General features: G+C 65.3%; 22 protein-coding genes. 18 read left to right on the plus strand and 4 right to left on the minus strand.

What is annotated here, in order from left to right; genetic code table 11:
• Positions 1 to 9: 9 nt before the first annotated feature.
• Genes GN331_RS04040 through GN331_RS04050 form a run of 3 tightly spaced genes read left to right on the plus strand, consistent with a single transcriptional unit; the run spans position 10 to position 5,423 of the window.
• Positions 10 to 930 (plus strand): efflux RND transporter periplasmic adaptor subunit, encoded by a 921-nt coding sequence (locus GN331_RS04040; RefSeq protein ID WP_231734326.1) that lies wholly within the window; start codon positions 10 to 12, stop codon positions 928 to 930.
• A 10-nt stretch (positions 931 to 940) separates the two neighbouring features.
• Entirely contained in the window at positions 941 to 4,144 is a 3,204-nt protein-coding gene (locus GN331_RS04045; protein ID WP_156640530.1) for an efflux RND transporter permease subunit, read from the plus strand.
• Positions 4,145 to 4,157: 13 nt separating this feature from the next.
• Positions 4,158 to 5,423 (plus strand): sodium/calcium exchanger protein, encoded by a 1,266-nt coding sequence (locus tag GN331_RS04050; RefSeq protein ID WP_156640532.1) that lies wholly within the window; start codon positions 4,158 to 4,160, stop codon positions 5,421 to 5,423.
• Between the two features lie 63 nt (positions 5,424 to 5,486).
• Here GN331_RS04050 and GN331_RS04055 read toward each other — a convergent pair whose 3' ends face one another.
• A complete protein-coding gene (locus tag GN331_RS04055) occupies positions 5,487 to 5,894 on the minus strand; it encodes a MerR family transcriptional regulator (RefSeq protein WP_156640534.1) in 408 nt (135 codons plus the stop codon).
• A 41-nt stretch (positions 5,895 to 5,935) separates the two neighbouring features.
• Here GN331_RS04055 and GN331_RS04060 point away from each other — a divergent pair, with 41 nt between their 5' ends.
• The 12 genes from GN331_RS04060 (at position 5,936) to GN331_RS04115 (ending at position 15,835) form a co-directional block, all read left to right on the plus strand.
• Positions 5,936 to 6,292 (plus strand): mercuric transporter MerT family protein, encoded by a 357-nt coding sequence (locus GN331_RS04060; RefSeq protein WP_156640536.1) that lies wholly within the window; start codon positions 5,936 to 5,938, stop codon positions 6,290 to 6,292.
• Positions 6,293 to 6,302: 10 nt separating this feature from the next.
• A complete protein-coding gene (locus tag GN331_RS04065) occupies positions 6,303 to 6,590 on the plus strand; it encodes a heavy-metal-associated domain-containing protein (protein WP_156640538.1) in 288 nt (95 codons plus the stop codon).
• A complete protein-coding gene (locus tag GN331_RS16675; protein WP_331713358.1) occupies positions 6,583 to 6,795 on the plus strand; it encodes a GDCCVxC domain-containing (seleno)protein in 213 nt (70 codons plus the stop codon). The genes GN331_RS04065 and GN331_RS16675 overlap by 8 nt, the downstream gene beginning before the upstream one ends.
• A 98-nt stretch (positions 6,796 to 6,893) precedes the next feature.
• A complete protein-coding gene (locus tag GN331_RS04075; RefSeq protein WP_156640540.1) occupies positions 6,894 to 7,274 on the plus strand; it encodes a hypothetical protein in 381 nt (126 codons plus the stop codon).
• Positions 7,275 to 7,349: 75 nt separating this feature from the next.
• Entirely contained in the window at positions 7,350 to 8,642 is a 1,293-nt protein-coding gene (locus tag GN331_RS04080) for a TolC family protein (RefSeq protein WP_156640542.1), read from the plus strand.
• Positions 8,639 to 10,189, plus strand: coding sequence for an efflux RND transporter periplasmic adaptor subunit (locus GN331_RS16680; protein ID WP_156640543.1), 1,551 nt, complete (start codon positions 8,639 to 8,641; stop codon positions 10,187 to 10,189). Before GN331_RS04080 ends, GN331_RS16680 begins: the two co-directional genes overlap by 4 nt.
• Positions 10,186 to 13,359 carry an efflux RND transporter permease subunit gene (locus GN331_RS04090; RefSeq protein WP_156640545.1) on the plus strand — a complete coding sequence of 1,058 codons (3,174 nt, stop codon included), beginning with the start codon at positions 10,186 to 10,188 and terminating at the stop codon, positions 13,357 to 13,359. Before GN331_RS16680 ends, GN331_RS04090 begins: the two co-directional genes overlap by 4 nt.
• A 67-nt stretch (positions 13,360 to 13,426) precedes the next feature.
• Positions 13,427 to 13,792, plus strand: coding sequence for a hypothetical protein (locus tag GN331_RS04095; protein ID WP_156640547.1), 366 nt, complete (start codon positions 13,427 to 13,429; stop codon positions 13,790 to 13,792).
• Between the two features lie 157 nt (positions 13,793 to 13,949).
• Entirely contained in the window at positions 13,950 to 14,267 is a 318-nt protein-coding gene (locus GN331_RS04100; RefSeq protein WP_331713359.1) for a copper-binding protein, read from the plus strand.
• Between the two features lie 290 nt (positions 14,268 to 14,557).
• Positions 14,558 to 15,109, plus strand: coding sequence for a pseudouridine synthase family protein (locus GN331_RS04105; protein WP_156640549.1), 552 nt, complete (start codon positions 14,558 to 14,560; stop codon positions 15,107 to 15,109).
• Positions 15,110 to 15,122: 13 nt separating this feature from the next.
• Positions 15,123 to 15,512: a DUF1801 domain-containing protein gene (locus tag GN331_RS04110; protein WP_156640550.1), complete on the plus strand. Its 390-nt coding sequence runs from the start codon at positions 15,123 to 15,125 to the stop codon at positions 15,510 to 15,512.
• A complete protein-coding gene (locus GN331_RS04115; RefSeq protein ID WP_156640552.1) occupies positions 15,509 to 15,835 on the plus strand; it encodes a low molecular weight protein tyrosine phosphatase family protein in 327 nt (108 codons plus the stop codon). The genes GN331_RS04110 and GN331_RS04115 overlap by 4 nt, the downstream gene beginning before the upstream one ends.
• Before the next feature lies 1 nt (position 15,836).
• Here GN331_RS04115 and fucP read toward each other — a convergent pair whose 3' ends face one another.
• From fucP to GN331_RS04130, 3 genes are read right to left on the minus strand one after another with little or no spacing between them, the layout of a single operon-like run.
• Positions 15,837 to 17,132, minus strand: a complete 1,296-nt coding sequence (gene fucP / locus GN331_RS04120; protein ID WP_156640553.1) for an L-fucose:H+ symporter permease — start codon at positions 17,130 to 17,132, stop codon at positions 15,837 to 15,839.
• Positions 17,129 to 17,920 (minus strand): polysaccharide deacetylase family protein, encoded by a 792-nt coding sequence (locus tag GN331_RS04125; RefSeq protein ID WP_331713360.1) that lies wholly within the window; start codon positions 17,918 to 17,920, stop codon positions 17,129 to 17,131. Before GN331_RS04125 ends, fucP begins: the two co-directional genes overlap by 4 nt.
• 7 nt (positions 17,921 to 17,927) lie before the next feature.
• The gene (locus GN331_RS04130) at positions 17,928 to 20,423 is read right to left on the minus strand and encodes a glycoside hydrolase family 3 protein (protein ID WP_231734327.1); all 2,496 of its coding nucleotides are present in this window, start codon (positions 20,421 to 20,423) and stop codon (positions 17,928 to 17,930) included.
• A gap of 285 nt (positions 20,424 to 20,708) precedes the next feature.
• On the opposite strand from GN331_RS04130, the gene GN331_RS04135 reads away from it, so the two are divergent.
• The 3 genes from GN331_RS04135 to GN331_RS04145 all read left to right on the plus strand — a co-directional run bounded on the left by GN331_RS04135 (position 20,709) and on the right by GN331_RS04145 (position 26,523).
• Positions 20,709 to 21,716 (plus strand): LacI family DNA-binding transcriptional regulator, encoded by a 1,008-nt coding sequence (locus GN331_RS04135; RefSeq protein ID WP_156641237.1) that lies wholly within the window; start codon positions 20,709 to 20,711, stop codon positions 21,714 to 21,716.
• 199 nt (positions 21,717 to 21,915) lie between these two features.
• Positions 21,916 to 24,972 (plus strand): TonB-dependent receptor, encoded by a 3,057-nt coding sequence (locus tag GN331_RS04140; RefSeq protein ID WP_156640557.1) that lies wholly within the window; start codon positions 21,916 to 21,918, stop codon positions 24,970 to 24,972.
• Positions 24,973 to 26,523 carry a tryptophan halogenase family protein gene (locus GN331_RS04145; RefSeq protein WP_156640559.1) on the plus strand — a complete coding sequence of 517 codons (1,551 nt, stop codon included), beginning with the start codon at positions 24,973 to 24,975 and terminating at the stop codon, positions 26,521 to 26,523.
• The last annotated feature ends 5 nt before the right edge of the window (positions 26,524 to 26,528 follow it).

Consider the following 26,528-nt stretch of genomic DNA (forward strand, 5'->3'; position numbering starts at 1 on the left):
ATTGCCGCAATGACCTTGGCTGCGATGCTGGTGGCCTGCACTGGCGCGAAGGAAGACACCGAGCGGGGTGAAACCGCCGCGGCGCACGAGGACGAGGAACACGAAGGCCCGTCCGATCGCACCGCGATTCCCGCCAAGACCGCGATGGAGGCTGGCATCCGGGTCGCGCCGGCGGGTCGTGGCGAAATTGCCGACGAGCACGAAGTGCAAGGCTTGCTGACGCCCGTGGAAGGACGCATCGCCCAGGTGATGGCGCGCTTTCCCGGCCCAATCCGGGCGCTGGGGGTCAACGTCGGCGATCGCGTGCGTGCGGGCCAACCGCTGGCGACGATCGAAAGCAATCTGAGTCTGACCACCTATACCGTGACCGCCCCGATCTCGGGGGTCGTGCTCAGCCGTAACGCGGCACTCGGGGCAGTGACGGGCGAGGGTACCGCGCTGTTCGAGATCGCCGATCTGTCGCAAGTCTGGGTCGATCTCCACGTGTTCGGGGCCGACGCGCAACACATCCGTGCCGGCGTACCGGTCACGGTGACGCGCCTGAGCGATGGTGTCACTGCGGAAACGACCTTGGAACGCGTGCTGCCGGGCACGGCAACCGCCAGTCAGAGCACCGTTGCTCGCGCCACGATCGAGAATGCGGATGGCCTGTGGCGGCCCGGTTCGGCCGTGAAGGCGCGGGTCACTGTCGACCGTCAGCCGGTCGCGCTGGTGGTGCCGTTGACCGCCCTGCAGAGCGCGGACGAACAGGACGTGGTGTACGTGCGCGAAGGTAGCGACACCTATCGGGTACGGCCGGTGAAAGTCGGTCGTCGCGATGCCCTGCGGGCGGAGATTCTCGCGGGGCTCAAGCCGGGCGAACAGGTCGTAGTTGAGCAGAGCTTCCTGGTGAAGGCGGATATCGAGAAATCGACCGTCGAAGAAGAGTGAGACCAGGACGATGCTCGAAAAAATCATTCGCTTCTCGATCGCGCATCGCTGGCTGATGCTCGCGCTGACCGGTGCCTTGCTGGCGCTGGGCATCTGGAGCTACGGCAAGCTGCCGATCGACGCCACGCCGGACATCACCAACGTCCAGGTACAGATCAACACGCAAGCCCCGGGCTATTCACCACTGGAGGCCGAGCAACGCGTTACGTTCCCGATTGAGACAGCGCTCGCCGGGCTGCCGCGGCTCGACTACACCCGATCGCTGTCGCGCTACGGTCTCTCGCAAGTCACCGTGGTGTTCGAGGACGGCACGGACCTGTACTTCGCCCGCCAGCAAGTCGCCGAGCGTCTGCAACAAGTTTCCTCGCAATTGCCGGAAGGGCTGGAGCCGGAGCTGGGTCCGATCTCGACTGGACTCGGCGAAATCTTCATGTACACGGTGGAAGCCGACCCGTCGGCACGTAAGCCGGACGGTACGACTTACACCGCGACGGATCTGCGCACGTTGCAGGACTGGGTGTTGCGGCCGCAGTTGCGCAACACGAAGGGGGTGACCGAGGTCAATACCATAGGCGGCTACGAACGGCAGATCCACATCACGCCGGATCCCGCGCAACTGGTGGCGCTCGGCTTTACCTTGCGCGATGTCGTCGAGGCCGTCGCCCGCAACAATCAGAACATCGGGGCCGGCTACATCGAGCGAAACGGGCAACAGTTCCTGGTGCGTGTGCCAGGACAAGTCGCGGATCTCGATGCCATCGGCAACATCGTCTTGGACCGGCGCGAAGGCGTGCCGATCCGTGTGCGCGATGTGGCCGCTGTAGGCGAGGGCCGCGAGCTGCGCACGGGTGCCGCCACCCAGAACGGCCACGAAGTGGTCATCGGCACCACCTTCATGCTGTTCGGCGCGAACAGTCGCGAAGTCTCGCGGGCCGCCGCTACCAAGCTCGATGCCGCCGCGGCCAGTCTGCCCCAAGGCGTGCACGCCAAGCCGGTCTACGACCGTACCGCTTTGGTTGATCGCACCATCCACACCGTCGCCAAGAACCTGATCGAAGGCGCGCTGCTGGTAATCATCGTGTTGTTCCTGCTACTGGGGAATGCACGCGCCTCGTTGATCACCGCCGCGGTCATTCCTCTGGCCATGCTGTTCACGATCATCGGCATGGTCCGAGGCGGCGTGTCGGGCAACCTAATGAGTTTGGGTGCGCTCGACTTCGGTCTGATCGTCGATGGCGCAGTGATCATCATCGAAAACTGCCTGCGTCGCTTCGGCGATGCCCAGCACCACTGGGGGCGGGTGATGACGCGCGAGGAACGCTTCGATCTCACCGCCAGCGCTGCCGCCGAGGTCATCCGTCCCAGCCTGTTCGGCCTGGGCATCATCACGGCGGTGTACTTGCCGATCTTTGCGCTCACCGGCGTCGAAGGAAAAATGTTCCACCCGATGGCGATCACTGTGGTGCTGGCCCTCACGGGCGCCATGGTGCTGTCGCTGACCTTCGTCCCCGCGGCGGTCGCGGTGTTCCTCGGAGGCCGCGTTGCCGAGAAGGACAACCGGTTGATGCAGTGGGCGCGACAATGCTACACGCCGGTGCTGTCCTGGTCGGTGGCGCACCGCAAGGCGGTGCTGGCGTCGGCGCTGGCGCTGGTCGTCGTGTGCACGCTGTTGGCCACCCGGCTGGGGTCGGAGTTCATCCCCAGCCTCGACGAAGGCGATATCACGCTGCAGCCGATGCGGATTCCGGGCACTAGCCTGGAACAGTCAGTGGTCATGCAGAAGACGCTGGAAACGCGGATGAAGCGGTTCCCCGAGGTTGCAAACGTATTCTCCAAGATCGGCACGGCGGAAGTCGCCACCGATCCGATGCCACCCTCGATGGCGGACACCTTCTTGATGCTCAAGCCGCGCGAGCAGTGGCCGGATCCACGCAAGCCCAAAGCCGAACTCATGGAGGAAATGGAACAGGCGGCGCGGCAAATCCCGGGTAGCAACTACGAGTTCACCCAGCCGATTCAGATGCGCACCAATGAACTGATCTCGGGCGTGCGTTCGGACGTCGCGGTGAAAGTTTTTGGCGACGATCTGGAGCGGCTGGTGCAAGTAGCCGGGCAGGTGGAGCGTGTGCTGCGCAAGGTGCCGGGCGCGGAAGACGTCAAAACCGAGCAAGTCACCGGCTTGCCGCTACTCACGGTCGTCCCGGATCGTGAGGCGTTAGTGCGTTACGGCCTGAACCCCGGTGACGTGCAGGCGACCGTGGCCACGGCCATCGGTGGTGACGTCGCCGGCCAGTTCTTCGATGGCGACCGCCGTTTCGATCTGGTCGTGCGGTTGCCGGAGCGGCTGCGCGGCGATCCGGCCGCGTTGGCTGATCTGCCGATTCCGTTGCGCGGCGATGGCCAAGCGGATGAATCCAGTCGCGGAGCGAGCGGGCGGGTCGGGGCACCGAGCACGGTGCCACTGCGCGAAGTTGCCCAGATCCGCGTGCAACTGGGGCCCAATCAGATCAACCGGGAGAACGGCAAGCGGCGGGTCGTCGTCACGGCCAACGTGCGCGATCGAGACCTGGGCGGTTTCGTCAACGAGGTGCGCGAGCGGGTCGAACTCGACGTGCGCATGCCGGAGGGCTATTGGATCACTTATGGCGGCACGTTTGAGCAGCTGATCTCGGCGAGCAAGCGCCTGTCCGTCGTGGTTCCTGTGACACTGATGATCATCTTCGCGCTGTTGTTCTGGGCGTTCGGTTCGGTCAAGGACGCGCTGATCGTGTTCAGTGGCGTGCCATTGGCGCTGACCGGTGGCGTGATCGCGCTGGCGCTACGCGGCATCCCGCTGTCGATTTCGGCTGGGGTGGGCTTCATTGCGCTCTCGGGTGTCGCGGTGCTCAACGGCCTGGTCATGATCGCTTTCATCCGCAAGTTGCGCGAGCAAGGCGATCCGCTCGACAACGCGATCATCGATGGCGCGCTTGGTCGCCTGCGCCCGGTGCTAATGACCGCGCTGGTCGCCTCGCTCGGCTTCCTGCCGATGGCGCTCAACGTCGGCGCGGGCTCGGAAGTGCAACGGCCGTTGGCGACCGTGGTCATCGGCGGCATCGTCTCGTCGACGCTGCTGACCTTGCTGGTACTGCCGGCGTTGTACCGCTGGTTGCACCAACCATCCGAATCGAAGGAAGAAATGTTGACCGGTACTCATTTGCCGGATCACCACTGAGGGAGACGCAGGCATGACCCGCATCCATAACGCTGTGCGCGAGTTCGTCGTTCCGGTCGCTGTGGCTGTGGCCGCGGTAGTCCCGGCGGTCTATTTGCGCCTGACCTCGGGCAGCGCGGGTCCGTTGGGCGATGCGGCATTGTTCGGCGTCGCCATCTTGGCGTCGGGCTTTCTGTTGTCATGGGGCGCCGAAGCGGCGGAGAAGTACATCGCCACCGGCTTCGTGCTGGCGGTGGTAGCACTGATCACCGTGCTCCCGGAGTATGCAGTCGACTTCTACTACGCGTATCGCGCGGGCCAGGATCCGGCGTCTGGCTATGTCGCGTATGCCGCCGCCAACATGACCGGCGCCAATCGCCTGTTGATCGGCTTGGCCTGGCCACTGCTGGTGGGGTTGCACTGGTGGCACTCGCGGCAGCGCGGCATCGCCCTGCAACGCGAGAACGCTGTGGAGATTGTTTTCCTGGCGTTGGCCAGCGCGTACGCGTTTGTCATCGTGCTCAAGGATCGCATCGGGGTGATCGACTTCATGATCCTTGGATCGTTGTTCTGCATCTACCTGTGGCGTGTGTCGCAGGCAGAGAATGAGGAGGAAGAGGAGGACGAGGAACCGGGCCCCGGGGCCGTGATTGCGCTGTGGTCGCCTGCCAGGCGCTGGACTGCGATGGCGGTAATGAGCGTGGTGGCAGCCGGCGTCATCCTGCTGGCTGCCGAACCGTTCGCCGAATCGTTGGTTTCTACGGGCCGTCAGCTAGGCATGGACGAATTCCTGCTAATCCAGTGGCTAGCGCCGCTGGCCAGTGAGGCGCCGGCCGTGACGATCACCATCCTGTTCGTCCTCGACGGCCGTGCTCGCGCCGGCCTGACCACGATGATCAGCGACAAGATCAACCAATGGACGCTGCTGGTGGGCATGCTGCCGATCGCGATGAGCGTCGGTGCCGGTTCACTGACCTCGTTGCCGTTGGATGCCCGGCAGCATGAGGAGTTCTTTCTGACCGCAGCGCAATCATTGTTTGCGCTGGCGCTCCTGCTGCAATGGCGTCTGAGTCTTTTGGGTGCAGCTGCCTTGGCGGTGCTCTTCATGACTCAGCTTGGATTGGCCTTCTTCTATCAGGCCACGCCGGCACGAGAGATCGAGGTGCTCACCACGATGGCCTGGATTTATTTGGCGCTGGCTGCGCTGCTGTTGGTGCGTCATGGAGGCCAGGTCCCAAGCATCGCGCGAGCCGTATGGTCTACGCGGAGTGACGCCACCAATGCGCGGGCAAGCGACTGACGAGATGATGCCAATCAGTCTGTAGGTATGGGGGAAGGGATTAGCTCTGCGTTTTCCGTCCGGTCACGCATCCGCATGTTCTAGACGGCCGAGGGTCGGACACGACTCGCCGGTAGGTGCTTGACTGCATTCGGCGATGAGGTTCATCAGATCGCCTTCCAATCGATGTAACGCATCGAGTCGTTGGCGAACATCGGCCAGTTTGAGCTCGGTCAGCTGACGCGTTTGTTCGCAGGCTCGCTTGCCCTTGAGGTCTAGCAGTCCGGCAATTTCATCCAGGGTGAACCCCATCGTCTGGGCGCGCCGAATGAACTGCAGGCGGGTGACATCGGCCGGTCCGTAGTGGCGAAAGCCGCCCAAGGGCCGCTGGGGTTCCGGCAATAATCGGCGGCGCTGGTAATAGCGCACGGTTTCGACATTCACGCCGGCCGATGCCGCCAGTTTGCTGATGGTGAGGGCGCCCGCGGCCATGGCTTGACTCCGTACCCAGGTACGGACCGTAGTATGCGCCCATGGCCAGTCTCCCCGCAAAATCCTCCCTTCCAGCCATCGTTGCAGCGAGTCTTGCCGCCATCGCGGCCTCCGTGTGCTGCGTGGTGCCCCTGGTCCTGGTCCTGCTGGGCATCAGTGGCGCGTGGATCGCCAACCTCACCGCGCTGGATGCCTGGCGCCCCTGGTTCAGTGCAGCCACGCTGGTGTGCCTGGGCCTGGCTTTCTGGAACCTCTATGGGCCGGCGTCCCGCTGCCGTACCGACGGGGAGTGCGTGGACCCTCTGGCCCTGCGCCGCCGCAGACGGTGGCTATGGCTCGCCACGGTACTGATTAGCCTGCTGCTGCTCTTTCCTTATTACGTGGGCTGGTTTCTGTAGGAGATGATCGATGCGTAAATCCATATTGAGCTTGGTGATGTTGACTTGGGTCGGCGCGGCGACTGCGGCGACGCCCAAGCAGGTCGTGCTTAACGTCGAAAACATGACCTGCCCCGCTTGCAGCATCACGATCGAGAAGGCCCTGGACCAAGTGCCGGGCGTAACGGGCAAGCAGGTCAATACCCAGGCGGCCACGGTGGTGGTGACGTTTGACGCCGAACGTACGAGCTTGCCTGTCGTAACACGTGCCATTACGGACGCCGGCTTTCCTGCCAGCCTGAGAGCGAAGGGTGACTGAGCTGCAACTGCAGAGCACGCTGACGTGTCCGCAATGCGGGCACCAAGCCGTCGAGACAATGCCGACGACGGCGTGCCAGTTCTTCTACGAGTGCACGGCCTGTGGCGAGCTGCTGCGGCCAGCACCGGGCGACTGCTGTGTTTTCTGCTCCTACGGCACGGTGCCATGTCCGCCCATCCAGCAGCAAAAGCCCTGTTGCGGATAGCCGGCTGGCCACCGGGGGTAGGCGCGGGGAACTCGCCGCGCTAAACCACGTCTATGGCTAACCGGCTTGCCCACCGCCAGAGGAGTACCATCCTGCCCATGACCCGGCGCGCCCGCCACCGCTTACGGATTGCCCTGACGGTGATCTTCTGCCTGCTGTTCCAGCAGGCGGCGCTGGCTGCGTACCTGTGCCCGATGGAGCAGATGCCTGCTGAAGCATCGGCGATGGCCGAGCATTGCGCCGAGATGGGTATGGAGCAGGCCCGGGATAACCCGGGCTTGTGCGAGAAGCACTGCAATCCGGACCACTCCGTCGCGGCTGACGCCGCCAAGCTGTCGGTGCCACCCTTGGCCCTGCCACCGCTGGTCATGTCGCCGGTGTATGTGCAGCCCATCTCCCACGGTGCCGTCCATGCCGACGTACCGATCGCCCGATCGGATCCGCCGCCTCGACTGCGTTTCTGCAGTCTTCTGATTTAGCCCCCGAAACGACGTAGCGAATCCGCGCCGGCGCCGATGCGCCGTGCGTGTTGCCATGTCCGTTTCGGAGGTGTCATGAACTCCCGTTTTGATCGTTGTCGGTCCTGGGGCGCACTTGAGCGTACGCTGATCCGGACCGTGTGCGTCGCCGTGCTGGTGACGCCATTTGCGGCCTTGGCCGCATCCCACGCGCTCACGCTGCCGGAGGCTGTCCGTCTGGCCAGCGAGCGTGCGCCCATGCTCGATGCCCGTCGAGCCGGTGTCTCGGCTGCACAAGAAGAGGCCGCCCGAGCCGGCGCGTTGCCCGATCCGATATTGACGGTGGGCATCGACAACCTGCCGGTCACCGGAAGCGACGCCTTCGACGCAAGCGCCGATGACATGACCATGAAAGAGATCGGGCTGCGGCAAGAGATTCCGTCGCGCGCGAAACGCTCGGTGCGTCAGTCTTTCGCCGCGCGCCAGATCGACGAGGCCCAGGCGCAAGCAGAAGCCGAGGTACTGGCCGTGCGCCGTGCCACGGCCGAAGCCTGGATCGCGGTTTGGGCGGCGCAACGTCAGTTGGCAGCGCTGCAGAAGCTGCGGGAGCAAGCGGCTCTGGCGGCGAAAGTGTCAAAGGCGCGAGTGGCCAGCGGCAGCGAACCGGTGAGCGATGCACTCGCCACCGAAGCGGCACTGCTGGAACTCGACAACCGCATCGAAGCCGCGCGTGCCGAGGAGATGGCGGCGCAGGCCGGACTGGCGCGCTGGCTGGGCGATGCGACGGTCGAAGCGGCCGACCAAGCCCCGGACTTCGACTCTCTGCCGATGCCGGAAGCGCGATTGCTCGCAGAGGCGGATCGGGTCGGACCGTTGCTCCCCGTCACGGCCCAAGTCGAAACCGCCGCGGCCGCGATCGATGTTGCCCGCGCCGACAAACGACCGGACTGGAGCGTGGGTGCTTCCTATGGCCAGCGTGCCGGCGGCCGGAGCGACATGATCATGTTCGAGGTAGGCATCGGCCTGCCGCTGTTCTCGCGCAACCGGCAGGATCGCGGCATTGCCGCTCGCGAAGCGGACTATCAGGCCGCCCTTGCCACGCGGGAAGACTTGCGCCGCCAGGAAACTGCGCGCATTCGTGCCGACCTCGCCCGTTGGGAAGGGTTGAAGCGCCAGGTCGCCTTGCACGAGGACTCCCTATTGCCGCTCGCGCAGGACCGCAGCGCAACGACGCTCGCCGCGTACCGCGCTGGCGGCGACCTGCAGCCATGGCTCAACGCCCGCCGTGATGAACTCGATGTCCACCTGGCGCACGCCGAACACCTCGGTGAACTCGGACGTGCCTGGGCCGCGTTGGCCTTCCTGCTGCCATCGGAGAGGCAGCCATGAACACCATTCATCGCAGCGCGGTGATTGCTGCTGTTTCCCTTGCGCTGCTGGCAGCGGTCGGTATCGGTTACTGGTGGGGGCGCTCCGGCGAAAGTGTGTCCGCCACCGGCACATCGAGCACGCAGCCCGAACGCAAAGCCCTCTACTGGTACGACCCGATGGTGCCCGACCAGCACTTCGACAAACCCGGCAAGTCGCCCTTCATGGACATGCAGATGGTGCCGAAGTACGCCGACGAGGCGACGGCCGGCGGCATTGCCGTTGCGCCGGGCGTGCGCCAGAACCTCGGCATCCGCACGGTGGTGGTCAAGCGCGGCCAGCTAGCGGCAGCTATCCGCGTGCCCGGCACCATCGGTTGGGATCTGCGGCAGGAACGCATCGTCAGTGCGCGGGTCGACGCCATCGTCGAACGCTTGCACGTGCGCGCCCCGTTTGAGCCGGTGCGCGCCGGACAACCCTTGGCCAGCATCATCGCGCCCAGCTGGAACACAGCGATAGCCGAAGCACGGGCACTGGGTGGCGCTCGTTCGGCCGCAGCACGGGGGTTGCAGTCCGCCGCCCACGAACGGCTGCGTGCGTTGGGATTGCCCGCGGGCAGTGGCGCCGGGCAGGGCGGGCGCCTCACGTTGACCTCGCCCGTGACTGGCGTCGTCAGCGAAATCGGCGTGCGCGAAGGTCAGTCCGCACCGATGGGTACGCTGTTGTTCCGCGTCAACGGCACGCAGACGGTCTGGCTCGAGGCGTCGATTCCGCAAGCGGGCAGCGCGGGTATCGCGACAGGCACGTCGGTGGAGGCGGCCGTCGACGCCTTGCCAGGCGAGACCTTCCACGGCCGCGTGGAAACGTTGTTGCCGCAGGTGGACGTGAGCAGCCGCACGCAGCGGGCTCGCATCGTCCTGGACAACCCGGACGGTCTGCTCGCGCCGGGCATGTTCGCGCAGATCGCCCTACAGCCAACCTCGGGCGCCGAACGGCCGCTGGTGCCGACGGATGCGTTGATCGGAACGGGGGCGCAGGCCCGCGTGATCGTGCTCGGCGCCGACGACTCGTTTCATCCGGTGCGCGTGCAGACCGGTCGCAGTAGCGACGGCATGACCGAAATTCTCGCCGGCCTCAATGGCGGCGAAAAAGTGGTGGCCTCGGGGCAGTTCCTGATCGATTCGGAAGCGAACCTGTCAGGCGCACTCGAACGCCTCAATGCCGACGCAGGCGATGAAGAAGCGAACATGCCGAGTGATGTCATGCCCGGTATGCCGGACACGGCGATACCGGCTCCGCCGCAGACCGCGCCCATGCGCACGACGCCATCCGAGACGCTGCCCAAGAAGCAGACGCCCCCGGCCGTTGCAAAGCCAGCGGTCAGCGCGCCAACCAAGGCGCGGCAATGCCCGGTGGCCTATTGGTACGACCCGATGGTGCCGGACAAGCATTTCGACCAGCCTGGCAAGTCGCCCTTCATGGATATGCAACTGGTGCCGAAGTTCGCGCCGGAGGCGAGCCCGGATTGCACCATTCGGGATGTGCCTGCTGTGGAGCGACAGCCATGATCGCCCGCATCATTCGCGCTTCGATCGCCAACCGGCTGTTCGTGCTGGTAGCCGCCATCGCGCTGGCGGTGGCCGGCATCTGGTCCGTGCTGCACACACCGCTCGATGCCTTGCCGGACCTGTCCGATACGCAGGTCATCATTCGCACCGAGTGGCCGGGGCAGACGCCGCGCATCGTTGAAGATCAGGTCACATACCCGCTGACGACGACGCTGCTGTCCGTCCCCGGCGTCAAGGCGGTGCGCGGTTTCTCGTTTTTTGGCGATTCGTTCGTCTACGTGCTGTTCGACGACAAGACCGACTTGTACTGGGCTCGCTCGCGCGTGCTCGAGTATTTGAGCCAGGTCCGCGATCGCTTGCCGGAACAGGTCAATCCGGCGATAGGACCGGATGCCACGGGGTTGGGCTGGATCTACGAGTACGCACTCGTCGACCGCACCGGTCGTCACGACCTGGGACAGCTGCGGGCGTTGCAGGACTGGTTCCTGCGCTACGACCTCAAGACCGTGCCCGACGTGGCCGAAGTCGCGAGCGTCGGCGGCATGGTGCAAGCCTGGCAGATCACCCCCGACCCACAGGCGCTGGCCGCCCGCGGGATCACGATCAACCAGCTGACGGACGCCATCCAGGCCGCCAACGGCGCCACCGGCGGTTCGGTGATCGAACAGGGCGAAGCCGAGTTCATTGTCCGCAGCGAAGGCTACCTGCGCTCTCGCGCCGACTTCGAACGCGTGCCGGTGACGACAGGCACCGATGGCGTGCCGGTCTTGCTGCAGGACGTGGCGACGGTGCAACGCGGCCCGACCTTGCGGCGCGGTATCACCGAGCTCGACGGGGAAGGGGAGGTCGCCGGTGGTGTGATCATCCTGCGTTCGGGCAAGAACGCGCTCGCGGCAATCGAAGCCGTCAAGGCCAGGCTGCAGGATTTGAAAACAAGCCTTCCGCCTGGCGTCGAGATCGTCCCGACCTACGACCGCTCCGAGCTGATCCTCGAGGCCGTGCGCAATCTCACTCGCAAGCTCGGTGAGGAATTTCTCGTCGTGGCGCTGGTGTGTGCGTTGTTCTTGTGGCACATACGCTCCTCGCTGGTGGCGGTAATTACCTTGCCGCTGGGCGTGCTCGCGGCATTCATCGTGATGCACTATCAGGGCATCACCGCAAATCTGCTGTCGCTGGGTGGCATTGCGATCGCGATCGGCGCGATGGTCGATGCGGCGGTCGTGATGATCGAGAACGCGCACAAGCACCTTGAACATTTCCGCGAGGCTCGGGGCCGCGAACCGGAGGGCGCCGAACGCTGGGAGCTGATGGCGGAATCCGCCAGCGAGGTCGGTCCGGCGCTGTTCGTCAGTCTGTTGGTGATCACGCTGTCATTCGTGCCTGTGTTCGCTTTGCAGGCGCAGGAAGGTCGGCTGTTCTCGCCGCTGGCCTATACCAAGACCTACGCCATGGCTGCAGCGGCGGGCCTGTCCATCACGTTGATCCCGGTGCTGATGGGATACCTGATCCGTGGTCATATCCGATCTGAGAAGGACAACCCACTCAATCGCGCCTTGATCGCGCTGTATCGGCCGGCGCTGGACGCGGTGCTGCGCTTTCCGAAACTGACGTTGGCGCTGGCGGGCGCTGTGCTGCTGCTGAGCCTGATTCCGTTCCTGCGTCTGGGCAGCGAGTTCATGCCGCCGCTGGAGGAGGGCACCTTGCTGTACATGCCATCGGCGCTGCCGGGATTGTCCGCCGGCAAGGCCGGTCAACTGCTGCAACTGACCGATCGCATGCTCAAAACCGTGCCCGAAGTGGACCACGTGTTCGGCAAGGCAGGCAGGGCAGAGAGCGCCACCGACCCGGCACCACTGGAGATGTTCGAGACCACGATCACCTTCAAGCCGCGCAACCAGTGGCGGCCCGGCATGACGCCGGAGAAGCTGCGCGAGGAACTCGACCGCGCAGTCAAGGTGCCGGGCCTGACGAACCTGTTCGTGCCGCCGATCCGCAACCGCATCGACATGCTGGCCACCGGCATCAAGAGCCCAATCGGCATCAAAGTCTCCGGCCCAGACGTCGCCGTGCTGGCGCAGGTAAGCGATCGCATCGAGCGGGTAGCACGCACCGTACCCGGCGTGAGTTCGGCGCTGGCCGAACGCATCGCGGATGGTCGCTACATCGACGTGAAGGTGCGGCCCGACGCGGCCGCCCGGTACGGTTTGAGTCAGGCCGACGTGCAGCGTTTGATTGCGACCGTAGTGGGTGGCGAACCGGTCGCGGAGACCATCCAGGGCCGCGAACGCTACCCCGTGGTGGTGCGCTATCCGCGCACGATCCGCGACTCGCCGGCCGCGCTCGCGCAGCTGCCGTTGCTCGCGCCAGGTGGTGTGCAGCTGACGTTGGGACAGGTGGCCGAGCTGAGCTACAGCGAAGGCCCGCCGATGCTGCGCAGCGAAAACGCCCGCCTAGCCAACTATGTATACGTCGACGTGGCCGGACGCGACCTCGGTTCGGTGGTTGCCGATCTGCAACGTGCCGTCGCCAAGCAGGTGCCGATGCCGGCCGGTTACGCCGTGGGCTGGTCCGGCCAGTACGAGTACCTCAAGCGCGCCGGCGAACGCTTGCGCGTGGTGGTGCCCGCGACGCTGGTGATCATCTTCGGGCTGATCTACCTGGTGTTCCGCCGGGCGTCGGAAGCCGCGATCATCATGCTCAGCCTTCCGTTGGCCTTGGTCGGCGGCCTCTGGCTGATCTGGGCCATGGGCCACGCGGTCTCGGTCGCAACCTTGATCGGCTTCATCGCCCTGGCCGGCGTGGCGGCGGAGTTCGGCATCATCATGCTGCTGTACCTACGCCATGCCTGGGAGCGGCAACTCGCTGCCAACCCGGCCTCCGGCGAGGCCGAGCTTGACGCTGCCATTCGCGAAGGCGCCGTGCAACGCGTGCGCCCGAAGGCGATGACCGTTGCCGTGATCCTCGCGGGTCTGCTCCCGATCCTGATCGGTAGTGGTGCCGGCTCCGAAGTCATGCAGCGCATCGCTGCGCCCATGGTCGGCGGCATGCTCAGTGCACCGCTGCTCTCCATGGTCGTGATCCCGGCCGCCTACCGGCTGCTGCAGCGTCATCGCCTGGCGCGATCACGGTGGACTCGTGACCCACTTCCTTCGTCGGCGTTGCCGACATGACGGACCACGGCGAGCGACGCGCTTGGCGCTCGCCGTGCCACTCCCTCTGGCTTATCAGGAGGTTTCCATGAAATTGCATCTGACATCGCTCGCCATCAGCCTGCTGCTCCCGATCGCCGCTGCGGCCGCGCCGCGTGAGCGAGCCCCAGTCGGCTCGGTCCATCAGGTCGGCGATCATCAGCTCCAAGTGTGCTTCAAGCACACGCCGCGACCGGACGTCGGCATGTCACTGGCGATTCAACGCGGCTCCATCCCCTTCAAGAGCAGCGGTGCGACGCTGTTCAAAACCATCGGGCACGCGCGCGTCACCGCCACCGAGGCCTCGTGTGTGACCGCCGAGTTGGTGGATGGCGTCGCGAAGCGCTACGACCGCGTCATCATGACGGACGCGACCGCTGCTACCGAAAAGGGCGATTGCCGTTGCCCTTGCTGACGAAGCCTGACCACCTGCGCATTGCTAGCTGCACGTGGATGGTCTCTTTTTTCACCAATCACCTCGACCAAGGAGTTCCCATGAAAACGCCCACCCTGGTGCTCACGCTTGCCCTGCTGACCGCCTTTCGTCGCCGTCGTATGACGCGAATGCCCCAGTGACCGCCGCCACTCCGGAAACGCCCGCAGAATCGAAGGCGCCCGCGCCAGCTCCGGCCGAATCGATGTCCATGCCAGAAACGGCACAAGCAGCCGCCACGGCCTCAGCCAGTGGCACGGTCGAGGCGGTCGACGCCGCCGCCAAGACGATCACGATCGCGCACGGACCTGTCGAGGCACTGAAATGGCCGGCGATGACCATGACCTTCAAGGCACCCGATGTGGATCTGGCGTCGGTCAAGCAAGGCGATCAAGTCGAGTTCGAGTTCACCTCGAGCGGTATGGACGGCACGATCACCAAGATCACGCACAAATAGTTCGGCTCCTCGACCTATAAGTCCGAGGCGTCAAACCTGGGGCTTCTGGCCCCAGCACTCGGGGAAGTGGGCTTGTTCGGTACCCTAGTAGGGGAATAGGCTCGCCAACCACAGGCAACGCATATGCGCGTCCGCAGTCTTTGGCGGAGACTTCGCGGAAGTGAGTCAGATCGTGAGTCAGGATCTGGGGCGCTTCGGGTGGTTTGTATTATTCATCAGGTGGTTACGCAATCTTTTCGGTTGCTGGTGGGCCCACCACGATCCAGTCGCGCGGCCCTACACTGGCCGGCATGGCCGCCCCCGACCCCACCACGATCGTCTTGCACAAGCCGGTCGGCTACGACGCGATCGAGGGCCGCAAACTCGCGCGCACGCTGATCACGCCGGAATCGCGCTGGACCGAATTCGCCACGCGCATCGAATCGATCGACGACCACTTCGTGCGACTGACGCCGCTGGTGCCGCTCGATCGCGAAGACAGTGGGATGATGGTGTTCTCGCAGGACGGCCGCATCTGGCGTCGCCTCACGGAAGACGCGGACAGCATCGAGCACGAGTACATCGTCGAGGTGTCCGGTGAGATCGCGCCGTGGGGACTGCGGCGACTCAACCATGGGTTGTTCTACCGCCGACGTGAGCTGCCGCCGTGCAAGGTGAGCTGGCAGAACGAGATCCGCCTGCGCTTCGCGATCAAGGGCGCGGAGCCGGGGCAACTGCGCGACATGTGCAAGCAAGTCGGCTTGGACGTTGTGGCGATCAAGCGCATCCGCATCGGCAAGGTGTCGCTGGGCAAGATGCCGGTGGGGACGTGGCGCTATTTCCCGGTGGGTGAAAAATTCTGACGAGGTGCCGTGCATGGCCATGAAGAAGTCCATTCCGGCTGCATCCCCAGACGCGTATCTCGCCGCGCTCGACGGCTGGCGCAAACCGCTCGTCGAGCGCCTGCGCAAGGCCACGCTGTCGGCGGGCGCGCTCGAAGAACGCATCAAGTGGGGCCACCTCGTTTACTTCCACAACGGCCCGGTGTTGTTGATTCGCGCCGAAGACGAGCGCGTGCTGTTCGGCTTCTGGCGCGGCAAGCGCTTGCGCGACCTGGATGACCGGCTCAAGGGCAACGGCAAGTACGAACTCGCGACGATCGAATTGAGGGAAGGCGACGCACTCACTGCCACCAAGGCGAAGCAGATGGTCGTCGCCGCGATCGCGTTGAACGACACGCTGGGCGATCCCACCGCGAAAACATGACCAACGTTCTTTTTCTCTGCAGCCAGAATCGACTGCGCAGTCCCACCGCCGAGCAGGTCTTCGCCAATTGGCCCGGCATCGAAACCTCGTCGGCCGGCCTCAACCACGACGCCGAGAATCCGCTCACGCCCGAGCTGTTGCAGTGGGCGGACCTGGTGTTCGTCATGGAGCGCGCGCATCGCAACAAGCTGTCGACGCGCTTCCGCGCGCACATCGGCGGCAAACGCATCGTGGTGCTGGGGATCCCGGACGATTACGCGTACATGGATCCCGCGCTCGTGACGCTGTTGAAGGCGAAGGTGCCGAAACACCTTCGCGCTTGATTCAATGCATCGCGCGTAGGGGCGCCTGCGTCGTCGTCGCTTCCACCACGCCGATGCGCGATCCCCGCAGCCCGTACCAGGCGATGTACGCGTAGCACAGCAGCGGCAGCACGAAGGCCGGCTGGATGCCGATGCGATCGGCCAGCATGCCCTGCAGCAGCGGCACGATCGCGCCGCCCACGATCGCCATCACCAGCAGGCTCGACGCCTTGCCGGTCAGCGAGCCCATGCCTTCGATCGCCGAAGTGAAGATCGTCGGGAACATGATCGAGTTGAACAGGCCGATCGCGAGCACGCTGTACATCGCGACGTTGCCCTTCGTGCCCATCGTGATGGCCAGCAACACCGCGGCGACGACCGCGCACAGCGCGAGCAACTTGCGTGCATCGACGACGGTCATCAACGCGGCGCCGATGAAGCGGCCCACCATCGCGCCGCCCCAGTAGTAGACGAGATAGCGGCTCGCGGTGGCTTCGCTCAGGCCGCCGATTTCCGGGCGCGCCATGTAGTTGATCAGGAAGCTGCCGATCGCGACTTCCGCGCCCACGTACAGGAAGATCGCGATCACGCCCCAACGCAAGTGCGCGCGTTGCAACGCATGGCGATAGCTGTGGTGGCGTTCTTCGCCCGCGTCGACGCCCTGCTTCAGCGAGGGAATGCGCAGCACCAGCACGAGGATCGCCATCGCGACCAGGCCGCCGGCGAGCAACAGGTACGGCACCTGCACCGAACGCGCCTGCGTCGTGCGATAGGCCTCCAGCGCATCGGGCGAGAGCGCGGCGAGTTGATCGGCGCCGAGCACTGCGGCAGACAGGATCAGCGGGCCGATGAAGAACGGGAACACCGTCGTGCCCAGCGAGTTGAGTGCCTGCGCGAGATTGAGGCGGCTGTGCGACGTCGCCGCCGGGCCGAGCAGGCTGATGTAGGGATTGGCGGCCACCTGCAGCAAGGTGATGCCGCTCGCCAGCACGAAGAGCGCCAGCAGGAAGACGTTGTAGGACGGCAGGCGTGCCGCGGGGTAGAACAGTGCCGCGCCGATGGCCGCCGTGATCAGCCCGACGACGATGCTGGGCTTGTAGCCGATGCGCGAAACGATCGCGCCAGACGGCAGCGACATCAGGAAATACGCACCGAAGAAGGTGAACTGGATCAGCATCGTCTGCGCGTAGTTCATCGAGAACACGGCTTTCAGATGCGGGATCAGCACGTCGTTGAGGCTCGTCATGCCGCCCCATGCGAAGAAGATGAGGCTGACGATCGCGATGGCGACGGGACTGGAGAGTTCGCGTGTCTTCATTTGGGTTCCCGTCGTGAGCGAATGTAGGTGGCGATGTCGTCGAAGGTCGCGACCCAAAGGGTATCGCGATGCGCGGCCAGGTAATCGAGCAATGCGTCGTGCGCCTGCGCGGAGGTGGTGAGGTAATCGCCACCCACGCCATGGAAGGTGAAGCTGACCATCGTTCCCTTGCGCGCGGCGTCTTCGACGAGGGCGATCAGTTGCGCGCCTGTCAGGCCGACCGGCGCCATGACGGGCACGGCGTTCGGATCGAGCGCCGCCATTTCGGACACCACCGCATCGCCGGGGACGCGCAGACCGTCGAACAGGGGCGATACGCCGTCGACGTAATCCTTGCCGCCCGCAAGCCGATCACCGCAGGGCGGCGTGAACGTGCGGCGATCCCGTCCGTCGATCGCGTGCAACATCGCATTCGCGAGGCGCACCTCCTCATGCATCTGCGGCGGCGTCATCGTGTCGAGATTGCGATACGGCACGACCCACTCGCGACCTTCCTGCGATGCCGAGCACGGGTGAAACAGCGTGTGGTTGCCGAGCTCGTTGCCGTCGGCGGCCACGGCGCGCCAATCGTCGAGTCGCTTCGCCACGGTGTCGTTCGCCAGCGTCAGGTAGAACGATGCCTTCAACCCGCGCTTCTTCAACGCGGGGACGGCGATATCCAACTGCGAGGGCAACGCATCATCGTAGGCCAGGCTCACCGCGGCCCTGCGTCCATCGGGCCATGCGAAGCCTTGCGCATGCGCCGATGCGGCGCATGCGAGCAACAAGAGACCGAGCGCGCTCCGCACCGAAGGCTCAGGGCGTGCCGCAGTCGATCGCATCGGCAGCGCGCGCCGCGCCCGCGACGACCGCGATGCGCGTGAATGAGGCCGAGAACGGCGCGGTCACCGACACACTGAACGGCTCGACCACCGCACCGACATCGACCTTGCGCTGCGAGAAGCACTTCAACGGCACCTTGAGCGTCGCCTTCGTACCGATCGCGAGCTTCGACAGGGCAGGCGCGATATCGACGCCGTCGCAGGTCTTGCCGCAATTCATCGCCAGCACGACCGGCGAAGTCGGCGCCGCATGCACGATGACATCGAACTGCAGCGCGCCGTCGGCGAACGCGATGTTGTTGAGATTGACGGGGCCCGCGCTGCGCGCGAACACGCGCGCAGGCGCATGCCACGTCACGCGCTTGGCGTCCTGCTGCGTGTTGACCTGGCTGGTCGCGACTTCGATCGCGGGCTTGGCCGTCGGGAAGCGCAGCGTGTCGTTGAGCGATGCACCGATGGCCTGCGTCGCGCCGTTCGCTTCGACCTGCAGCGCGAAGGGCGCGGCCGCGGCGGTGTTGAACACCGGCACCGAGGTCGCTTCACCGCAGCTCGTCACCGTCGATTCGTCGAGATGCGCGACCGGCGCGGGCTTCGCGTAGGTCAGCCCGTACATGCGTGCGAACAGCGGCGGGTTCTTCGGGTCGGGCCGGTTCTCCGGCGCCGGGCAGGGCGTGCCCGGCCACGAAAACGGCAGGCGCCCCTGGAAATCGAAGCGCGGCTTGCCATCCTTCGATGCGACGAGCACATCGGTGATGCCGCCGCCTTCCGAACCCGGCCACCACGCGGCGACGAACGCGTTGGACAGATTCAACAAATCGTTGGTGTACAGCGGACGGCCCGACAACAGCACCGTGACCACCGGCTTGCCCGTCGCCGCCGCGGCGCGCACCGCGGCAAGGTCCGCGGGAAAACGACGGCTATGCGACATCGTTTCGGACGCGATGATGTCGCCATTGGTTTCGGCGTACGGCGTTTCGCCGATCACCGCGACGACCGCATCGAACTTGCTCGCGTCGACGTTCTCGCCGCGCGCATCGAATGTCACGTGATCCGCACCGAGCGCTTCGCGCATCGCGGCCAACACCGTATCGGCGTTGCGATAGTCCGCGTTCGTGTTGTCCGTGCCCTGCCAGGTGAGCGACCAGCCACCGGCCTGGCGCGGCATGTCGTCGGCGCCCGGGCCCACCACCAGCACGCGCATGCCCGGCTTCAGCGGCAACGCGCCGTTCTCGTTCTTCAGCAGCACCAGCGATTTGCGCACGGCTTCGCGCGCGAGCTCGCGGTGCACGACGGCCGATTCCTTGCCGGCGTAACGCCCATCGGACGGCTTGCGGTCGAACAACCCCGCGCGCAGCTTCACCCGCAGGATGCGCGTCACCGCATCGTCGATGCGCGACATCGGGATTTCGCCCGCCTCCACTTGTTTCGTCGTGTTGGCGATGAAGGCCTTCCAGTCCTCGGGCACCATCACCATGTCCATGCCCGCGTTGATCGACTGCGGGCAGCTCGCGTTCGAACAACCGGGCACCTGCGCGATGCCGTTCCAGTCGGAGACGAGCAGGCCGTCGAAGCCCATCTTCTGCTTGAGCGCGACGGTCAGCAGTTCGTGCGTGCCGTGCATCTTGCCGTAGTCGACGCCGGCTTCGACGTCGTGCCAACTGTTGAACGACGCCATCACCGTCTGCACGCCTTCTCCGAGCGCGCCGTAATAGCCCTGGCCGTGCACGTTGATCATTTCGCGCAGGGGAATGACCGCGTTGCCCTGGTCGTGGCCCTGGTCGGTCGCGCCATCGCCGATGTAGTGCTTCGCGGTCGCGACCACCGTGCCGTCGCCGCGCAAATCGCCCTGGAAGCCGCGGATGTAGTCGGCCGCGTACGCACGCACGAGCGCGGGATCGGAGGAGAAGCTTTCGTAACTGCGGCCCCAGCGCACGTTCTGCGCGACGGCCAGCGTCGGCGCGAACACCCAGTCGATGCCGGTGGCGCGCGTGGCTTGCGCGGTCGCCTGCCCGATGCGCTCGACGAGGGCCGGCTCATGGGCCGCGCCCAGGCCGATGTTGTGCGGGAACAGCGTCGCGCCGAAGACGTTGCTGTGGCCATGCACGGCGTCGGTGCCCCAGATCACGGGGATCGGCGTCTTCGCGTCGCTGCGCATCGAGGCATCGTGGTACGCATCGGCCAGCCGCAGCCAATCGGTGACGGTCGCGTGCTTGTTCATCGACGGCCAGGAGCCACCGCCGTTCAACACCGAGCCGATGTGGTAGCGGCGCACTTCGTCCGGCGTGATCGCCTTGATCTCCGGCTGCGTCATCTGGCCGATCTTCTCGGCCAGCGTCATGTCCGAAAGGATGCGCGCGATGCGCGCTTCCAGCACCGCGTCGGTTTTCACCGGGCTTTCGATGCGCGGCCAATCCGCGAGCGGCGCGGCCGTCGTGGATGCGGGCTGCGCCGCGTCGCTGCTTGCGGTCATTGCGAGGCCCATGGCCAACGCGCCTGCTCCCACGAAGACGTTCGCCTGCACGCTCGCGCTCCTGTTGCATCCAATGCGGGGGGAACCGCGCGGGCGCGAGCCCGCCGGTTTGCTGACAGCGCTGTCAATACAGGCGCCCAAGGGGGTTGTCAATTCGTGCGGCGCAGCATTTCGCGCGCGACTGCAGACCGACCGGGCATACCGGCAGGTATGGGAACCACGCGCGTGCTCGTGCATCCATTCTGGCAAGATGCGCCGCGCCCACGACCCCATTCACGCCACGTGATGCGAAACCGAATCGAAGATGTCGCAGCCGCCGCGGGCGTGTCGATGAAGACCGTCTCGCGCGTGCTCAACAACGAGCCGAACGTGCGCGCCGAAATGCGCGAGCGCGTGATGCGCGCTGTCGAGAAGCTGCAGTACAAGCCCAATCCGTCGGCGCGCAGCCTCGCGGGGCATCGTTCGTACAGCGTCGCGCTGGTCTACAACAATCCATCGCGCAACTACCTGATGGAGATCCAGGGCGGCATGCTCGAAGCGTGCCACGACAGCGGCTACAACCTGTTCCTCTCGCCGCTGAGCACGGGCAAGGAAAAAGTCGCGGAGATCCAGACGCTGTTCCGCAACTTCGGTCCCGATGGCGTGGTGCTGATTCCGCCGCTGACCGACGACAAGGTCGTGCTCGATTTCCTCGAACAACGCGGCGTGCCGTTCGCATGCATCGCGCCGAAACACGCAGCCGACCGCATCGGCGTGGGAATGGACGAAACCACGGCCGTGCTCGATCTGATGGCGCAATTGATCAAGCTCGGGCATCGCCGCATCGGGCACATCAAGGGCCCGAGCGCGCACGGCGCCAGCCAGTGGCGTTACTCGGGTTACAAGCAGGCCTTGCAACGCGCGGGCATCGAATACGATCCCGCGCTCGTCGTGCCAGGCGCATTCTCGTTCGATTCGGGCGAGCAGGGTGCGAACGCATTGCTCGCACTCAAGCATCCGCCGACCGCGATTTTCGCGGCCAACGACGACATGGCCGCGGGCGTGATTCGTGCCGCAGCGTTGCGCGGTTTGTCCGTGCCGCGCGATCTCTCTGTTTGCGGTTTCGACGACACGCCCATCTCGCGACACATCCATCCGGCACTCACGACGATCCGCCAGCCCACGTCCGAAATGGGGCGCATGGCCACGCTCGAGTTGCTTGCACGCATCAAGTCGCCCGAAGCCGGGCGCATGTTGCGCGTCGACCACGCGGTGCTCATCCGCGAATCCACCGCGGCACCCCGTCGCCGGTGAGCGATCGCCGCGCTGGATTTCGCTGCGCCGCAACATCAATCGCGTCGATTCCCCCGGTTTCGGACCGATTGCCGCCCCTTTGACCGCGACCTGTTGACAGCGCTGTCAACGTCGCTGTAATCATCGCCCCGCTATCGCCGTGCACCCCGCCCGGACGACTGCCCGCATCACCGTCGTGAATTTCCTGGGAGAAGTTCTGATGAAGCACCGGCACGTCGTTCCGCAGCGCACCTTGCTCGCTTCGGCCCTGCTCCTGGCCCTCGGCCAACCCGTGTACGCGCAATCGACCGACGCGCAGACCCCCGCGCAATCGACTGATGCAGCGCAACAATCCGGGCAGGCCACCGTCAGCGGCGACGAGGAAGCCAGGACGCTCGACACGGTGACCATCCAGGGCATCAAGGGCAGCCTGACGTCCTCGATGAACATGAAGCGCGACGCGCAGGGTGTCGTCGACGGCATCGTCGCCGAGGACATCGGCAAGTTCCCCGACACCAACCTCGCCGAATCGCTGCAACGCATCAGCGGCGTGTCGATCGACCGTTCGTTGGGCGAAGGCTCGCGCGTCACGGTGCGCGGCGTCGGCCCCGACTACAACCTCGTGCTGCTCAACGGGCGCCAGATGCCCGCATCGAGCAACGCCAACGGCGCGGGCATTTCCAACTCGCGCGCCTTCGACTTCGCCAACCTCGCCTCCGAAGCGATTTCGGCGGTGGAGGTCTACAAGACCAGCCGCGCGAACACGCCACCCGGCGGCATCGGCGCGACGATCAACATCAAGACCGCGCGTCCGCTGGAGAGCGATCCGGTCGCGAACATCGGCATCAAGGCCGTCAACGATTCGTCCAACGGCAACCTGCCCGACTCGTTGCAGGGCGATGACTTCACGCCCGAAATCTCGGGCATCTGGAGCCAGACCTTCGCCGATGGGCGCTTCGGCGTCGCGGTGTCGGGCAGCTACCAGGAGCGCGATTTCGGTTACAGCCAGGTCTCGGTGCCCAATGGCTGGCGCCCGTTCCGTGGCGACGAAAACAACTGGGGCACGATTCCGCAGCCGGGCTCGCCCGGTTCGGAGAACATCATCAATCGCCCCGAGGCCACCGACATCTATTCGGTGCCGCAGAACCTGAATTTCAGCATCAACGGCGTGCAGCGCAAGCGCACCAACGGCCAGGTCGCCTTCCAGTGGGCGCCGACCGATGCCATCACCACGACGCTCGACTACACGTACTCCGAAAACAAGATCCAGCAGCAACGCAACGAGTTGTCGGTGTGGTTCAACTTCGGTCCGTCGGTGACCTCGTGGACCGATGGTCCGGTGGCCGCGCCGATCATCTACTCCGAAATCATCAACCCGGCGACCAGCGACTTGTCGATGGGCGGCATGCAGCTGGCCAACGTCAACGAGAACAAGTCGCTCGGCTTCAACGTGGCGTGGGAAGTGAGCGACGGCCTCGACCTGGCGCTCGACTACCACGACTCCTCCGCCGAAACGCGTCCCGACAGCCCGTGGGGTTCGGCGGGCGTGCTCGGTGTCGCCGCATTCGTGCGCGGCACGACGACCGCCGATTTCAGCGGCGACTTCCCCGTGCTCACCGTCGCGTTGCCGCCGGGTGTGGCGGCGGTCGCGCCCTCGCAGGCACTGGTCACCGGTTCGGTGTTCCAGAACGCGTACACGCGTGCGGACATCAAGCAGTTGCAACTCAGTGGCCGCGCCGAATTCGGCGAGGCCTCGGGCCTGGACTTCGGCGTTTCGCGGACCGAAGTGGAAAACCGCACCGCCTACGGCTTCATGCAGCGCGATACGTGGGGCGGCGTCGGTACGCCGGCCGACTACGACGACAGCATCTGGTTCGCGGACAACATGGGGAACTACTTCGATTCGTTCTCCGGTTCGAACGACCCGCGATTCACCGACCAGTTCCTGCTGTTCGACTTCGAACGCCTGCGCAACCGCGCCGTCGAACTCACCGGACGTCCGGACTGGTACCAGGCGCCGGGCAGGTTCGAGCGCGACCTGCGCACGCAGGAGAACTCCACCGGCGCGTACGCGCAGTACACGACGACCTTCGATTGGCAGATGCCGCTCGACGTCGCGATCGGCGCGCGCTGGGAAAGCACCCGCATCACCGCATCGGCGCTGGTTCCGGTTGCGACCGGCATCGCGTGGGGCTCGGCGAACGAGCTCAACCTGGTCTTCGCCGATCCGGCCTTCGCCACGATCCAGGGCAAATACGATTACCTGCTGCCCAACGTGGACCTGACGTGGCACGTCCGCGACGACATGATCCTGCGCGGCAGCTACAGCGAGACCATCGGTCGGCCGGGCTGGGCGGACATGCAGGGCGGTCGCACGCTCGACCGTATCGTCCGCGTCGACGGCGGTACCGGTTCGCAGGGTGATCCGAACCTCAAGCCGTTGCAGTCGGAGAACTTCGACCTTTCGGCCGAGTGGTACTTCGCCGAGTCGAGCTACGCGTCGGTCGGCTATTTCCGCAAGAACATCAAGAATTACATCGGCACCGAACAGATCCTCGACGTGGGCGGCAGCGACGGCCAGACGCCGTTCAACCTGCACACCCCGGTCGGCGGCGCGTACTGGAACGCCGCGATCGGCAGTGGCTGCGCGACCACCGATGTCGTCTGTATCCGCAACTTCATTTTCGCCAACTTCGACGGTCAGCCCGGCGTGGATGCCGATGGCACGCCCGAAAACGGCAACACGCCGACGATCACCGGACTGCCGACCGATCCCCTGGCGACCTTCCGCATCACGACGCCCGCGAACACCGAAGACTCGACGCTCGATGGTTGGGAACTCAACCTGCAGTACGTCTTCGGCGACTCGGGTTTCGGCGTGGCCACCAACTACACGATCGTCGACAGCCCCAACCTCAACTACAACAACTACCAGTTGGGTGGGCAGTTCGCGCTGGTCGGCCTGAGCGATTCGGCCAACCTGGTCGTGTTCTACGAGAACTACGACTGGTCGGTGCGTGCGGCGTACAACTGGCGCGACGAATTCCTGTCCGGCCTGTTCGATGGATCGGGCATTCCGAACCCGAATTACACCGAGGCCTACGGGCAACTCGATCTGAGCATCGGCTACAAGCTAAACGAGCACCTGTCGTTCCAGTTCGAGGCCATCAATCTCACCGACGAGACCATCCGCATCCATGGCCGCAACGAGCATCAACTGCTCTACGCGACCCAGAACGGCCCGCGCTACATGTTCGGCGTGCGCTACAACTTCTGATTGGGCGAAGTCCGGAATATCGTCATCCTGGGGGGCGGATCAGCCGGTTGGCTGACCGCCGCCGTGCTGGCCGCCGACCACGACGCGGCCAGCGGCAGCGGCGTTCGCATCACGCTGATCGAATCGCCCGACGTCGCAACCATCGGCGTCGGCGAAGGCACGTGGCCGACGATGCGCGACACGTTGCGCCGCACGGGCGTCACCGAAACCGACTTCATCCGCAACTGCGACGCGGCCTTCAAGCAAGGCTCGAAATTCGCACGCTGGCGGCGCGACCACGACGACGATTACTACTACCACCCGTTCGTGCTGCCGCAGGGTTACCTGGACACGAACATCGTCGCGGGCTGGATGCAACACAGCCAGGTGCCGTTCGGCAAGCTCGTGAGCTTCCAGCCGCACCTGTGCGAAGCGGGCAAGGCGCCGAAGCAATTCTCGACACCGGAGTGGGCAGGCGTCGCGAACTACGCCTACCACCTCGACGCCGGCAAGCTCGGCGTGTTCATGCGCAAGCATTGCATCGAGCGCCTCGGCGTTCGCCACGTCTCCGACCACATGACGGGCGTCAACGCGCACGACAACGGCGACATCGCGTCGTTGCAGACGCGCGAGCACGGTGCGATCGAGGGCGATCTGTTCATCGACTGCTCCGGCATGCGCGCGCTGCTGATCGGCCAGCACTACGGCATCGACATCGCCTCGCAGAAGCATGTGCTCTTCAACGATCGCGCGATCGCCCTGCAGGTGCCCTACACCGATCCGGAATGGCCGATCGCGTGCCAGACCATTTCGACCGCGCAGAGCGCCGGCTGGGTCTGGGACATCGGCCTGCAAACCCGGCGCGGCGTGGGCCACGTGTTTTCGAGCACGCACACGACCGACGAAGCGGCCGAGCGCGAGTTGATGCAGTACGTCGTCGCGACCGGCGGCCGCGAGCAGGACATCACGACGCTGCCTCGCATCACCATTCGCCCCGGCTACCGCCCGAAGTCCTGGCATCGCAACTGCGTCGCCATCGGTCTGTCGAGCGGCTTCATGGAACCGCTGGAAGCCTCGTCGCTGGTGCTGGTCGAACTCGCGGCCTCGATGCTCAGCGATCAATTGCCCGCCACGCGCGCGGCGATGGACATCGTCGCCGGCCGCTACAACGACGCGTTCCAGTACCGCTGGGAGCGTGTCGTCGACTTCCTCAAGCTGCATTACGTGCTCACGCAACGCACCGACACCGACTACTGGCGCGACAACCTGCGCCCCGAATCGATCCCGCAGCGGCTGCAGGACCTGCTCGAGCTCTGGCGACACCAGCCGCCGTCGAAGTACGACCTGTATCGCGTCGAGGAAGTGTTCCCCTCCGCCAGTTACCAATACATCCTCTACGGCATGAACTTCATGCCCGACGCACGGCCGGCGACACGACGGATGGACGACGTGGCGCGCGCGGAAGGCTATTTCCGCGAAGCCGCCGACCTCACCCGCAAGATGCTCGCGGCCCTGCCGGGCCATCGCGAGATGCTCGACCACGTGATGTCGCGCGGCATGCCCCGCATTTAGCGCGA

This window comes from Noviluteimonas gilva, from assembly GCF_009740395.1.
GTDB classification, from domain to species: domain Bacteria; phylum Pseudomonadota; class Gammaproteobacteria; order Xanthomonadales; family Xanthomonadaceae; genus Noviluteimonas; species Noviluteimonas gilva.

Coding starts and splice junctions, on each gene's coding strand:
- GN331_RS04080 (WP_156640542.1), top strand. CDS start 7,350: ATGAACTCCCGTTTTGATCGTTGTCGGTCCTGGGGCGCACTTGAGCGT.
- GN331_RS04135 (WP_156641237.1), top strand. CDS start 20,709: ATGCGAAACCGAATCGAAGATGTCGCAGCCGCCGCGGGCGTGTCGATG.
- GN331_RS04045 (WP_156640530.1), top strand. CDS start 941: ATGCTCGAAAAAATCATTCGCTTCTCGATCGCGCATCGCTGGCTGATG.
- GN331_RS04110 (WP_156640550.1), top strand. CDS start 15,123: ATGGCCATGAAGAAGTCCATTCCGGCTGCATCCCCAGACGCGTATCTC.
- GN331_RS04090 (WP_156640545.1), top strand. CDS start 10,186: ATGATCGCCCGCATCATTCGCGCTTCGATCGCCAACCGGCTGTTCGTG.
- GN331_RS04105 (WP_156640549.1), top strand. CDS start 14,558: ATGGCCGCCCCCGACCCCACCACGATCGTCTTGCACAAGCCGGTCGGC.
- GN331_RS04060 (WP_156640536.1), top strand. CDS start 5,936: ATGGCCAGTCTCCCCGCAAAATCCTCCCTTCCAGCCATCGTTGCAGCG.
- GN331_RS04130 (WP_231734327.1), bottom strand. CDS start 20,423: ATGACCGCAAGCAGCGACGCGGCGCAGCCCGCATCCACGACGGCCGCG.
- GN331_RS04040 (WP_231734326.1), top strand. CDS start 10: ATGACCTTGGCTGCGATGCTGGTGGCCTGCACTGGCGCGAAGGAAGAC.
- GN331_RS04115 (WP_156640552.1), top strand. CDS start 15,509: ATGACCAACGTTCTTTTTCTCTGCAGCCAGAATCGACTGCGCAGTCCC.
- GN331_RS04095 (WP_156640547.1), top strand. CDS start 13,427: ATGAAATTGCATCTGACATCGCTCGCCATCAGCCTGCTGCTCCCGATC.
- GN331_RS16680 (WP_156640543.1), top strand. CDS start 8,639: ATGAACACCATTCATCGCAGCGCGGTGATTGCTGCTGTTTCCCTTGCG.
- GN331_RS04140 (WP_156640557.1), top strand. CDS start 21,916: ATGAAGCACCGGCACGTCGTTCCGCAGCGCACCTTGCTCGCTTCGGCC.
- GN331_RS04055 (WP_156640534.1), bottom strand. CDS start 5,894: ATGGCCGCGGGCGCCCTCACCATCAGCAAACTGGCGGCATCGGCCGGC.
- GN331_RS04065 (WP_156640538.1), top strand. CDS start 6,303: ATGCGTAAATCCATATTGAGCTTGGTGATGTTGACTTGGGTCGGCGCG.
- GN331_RS04075 (WP_156640540.1), top strand. CDS start 6,894: ATGACCCGGCGCGCCCGCCACCGCTTACGGATTGCCCTGACGGTGATC.
- fucP (WP_156640553.1), bottom strand. CDS start 17,132: ATGAAGACACGCGAACTCTCCAGTCCCGTCGCCATCGCGATCGTCAGC.
- GN331_RS04050 (WP_156640532.1), top strand. CDS start 4,158: ATGACCCGCATCCATAACGCTGTGCGCGAGTTCGTCGTTCCGGTCGCT.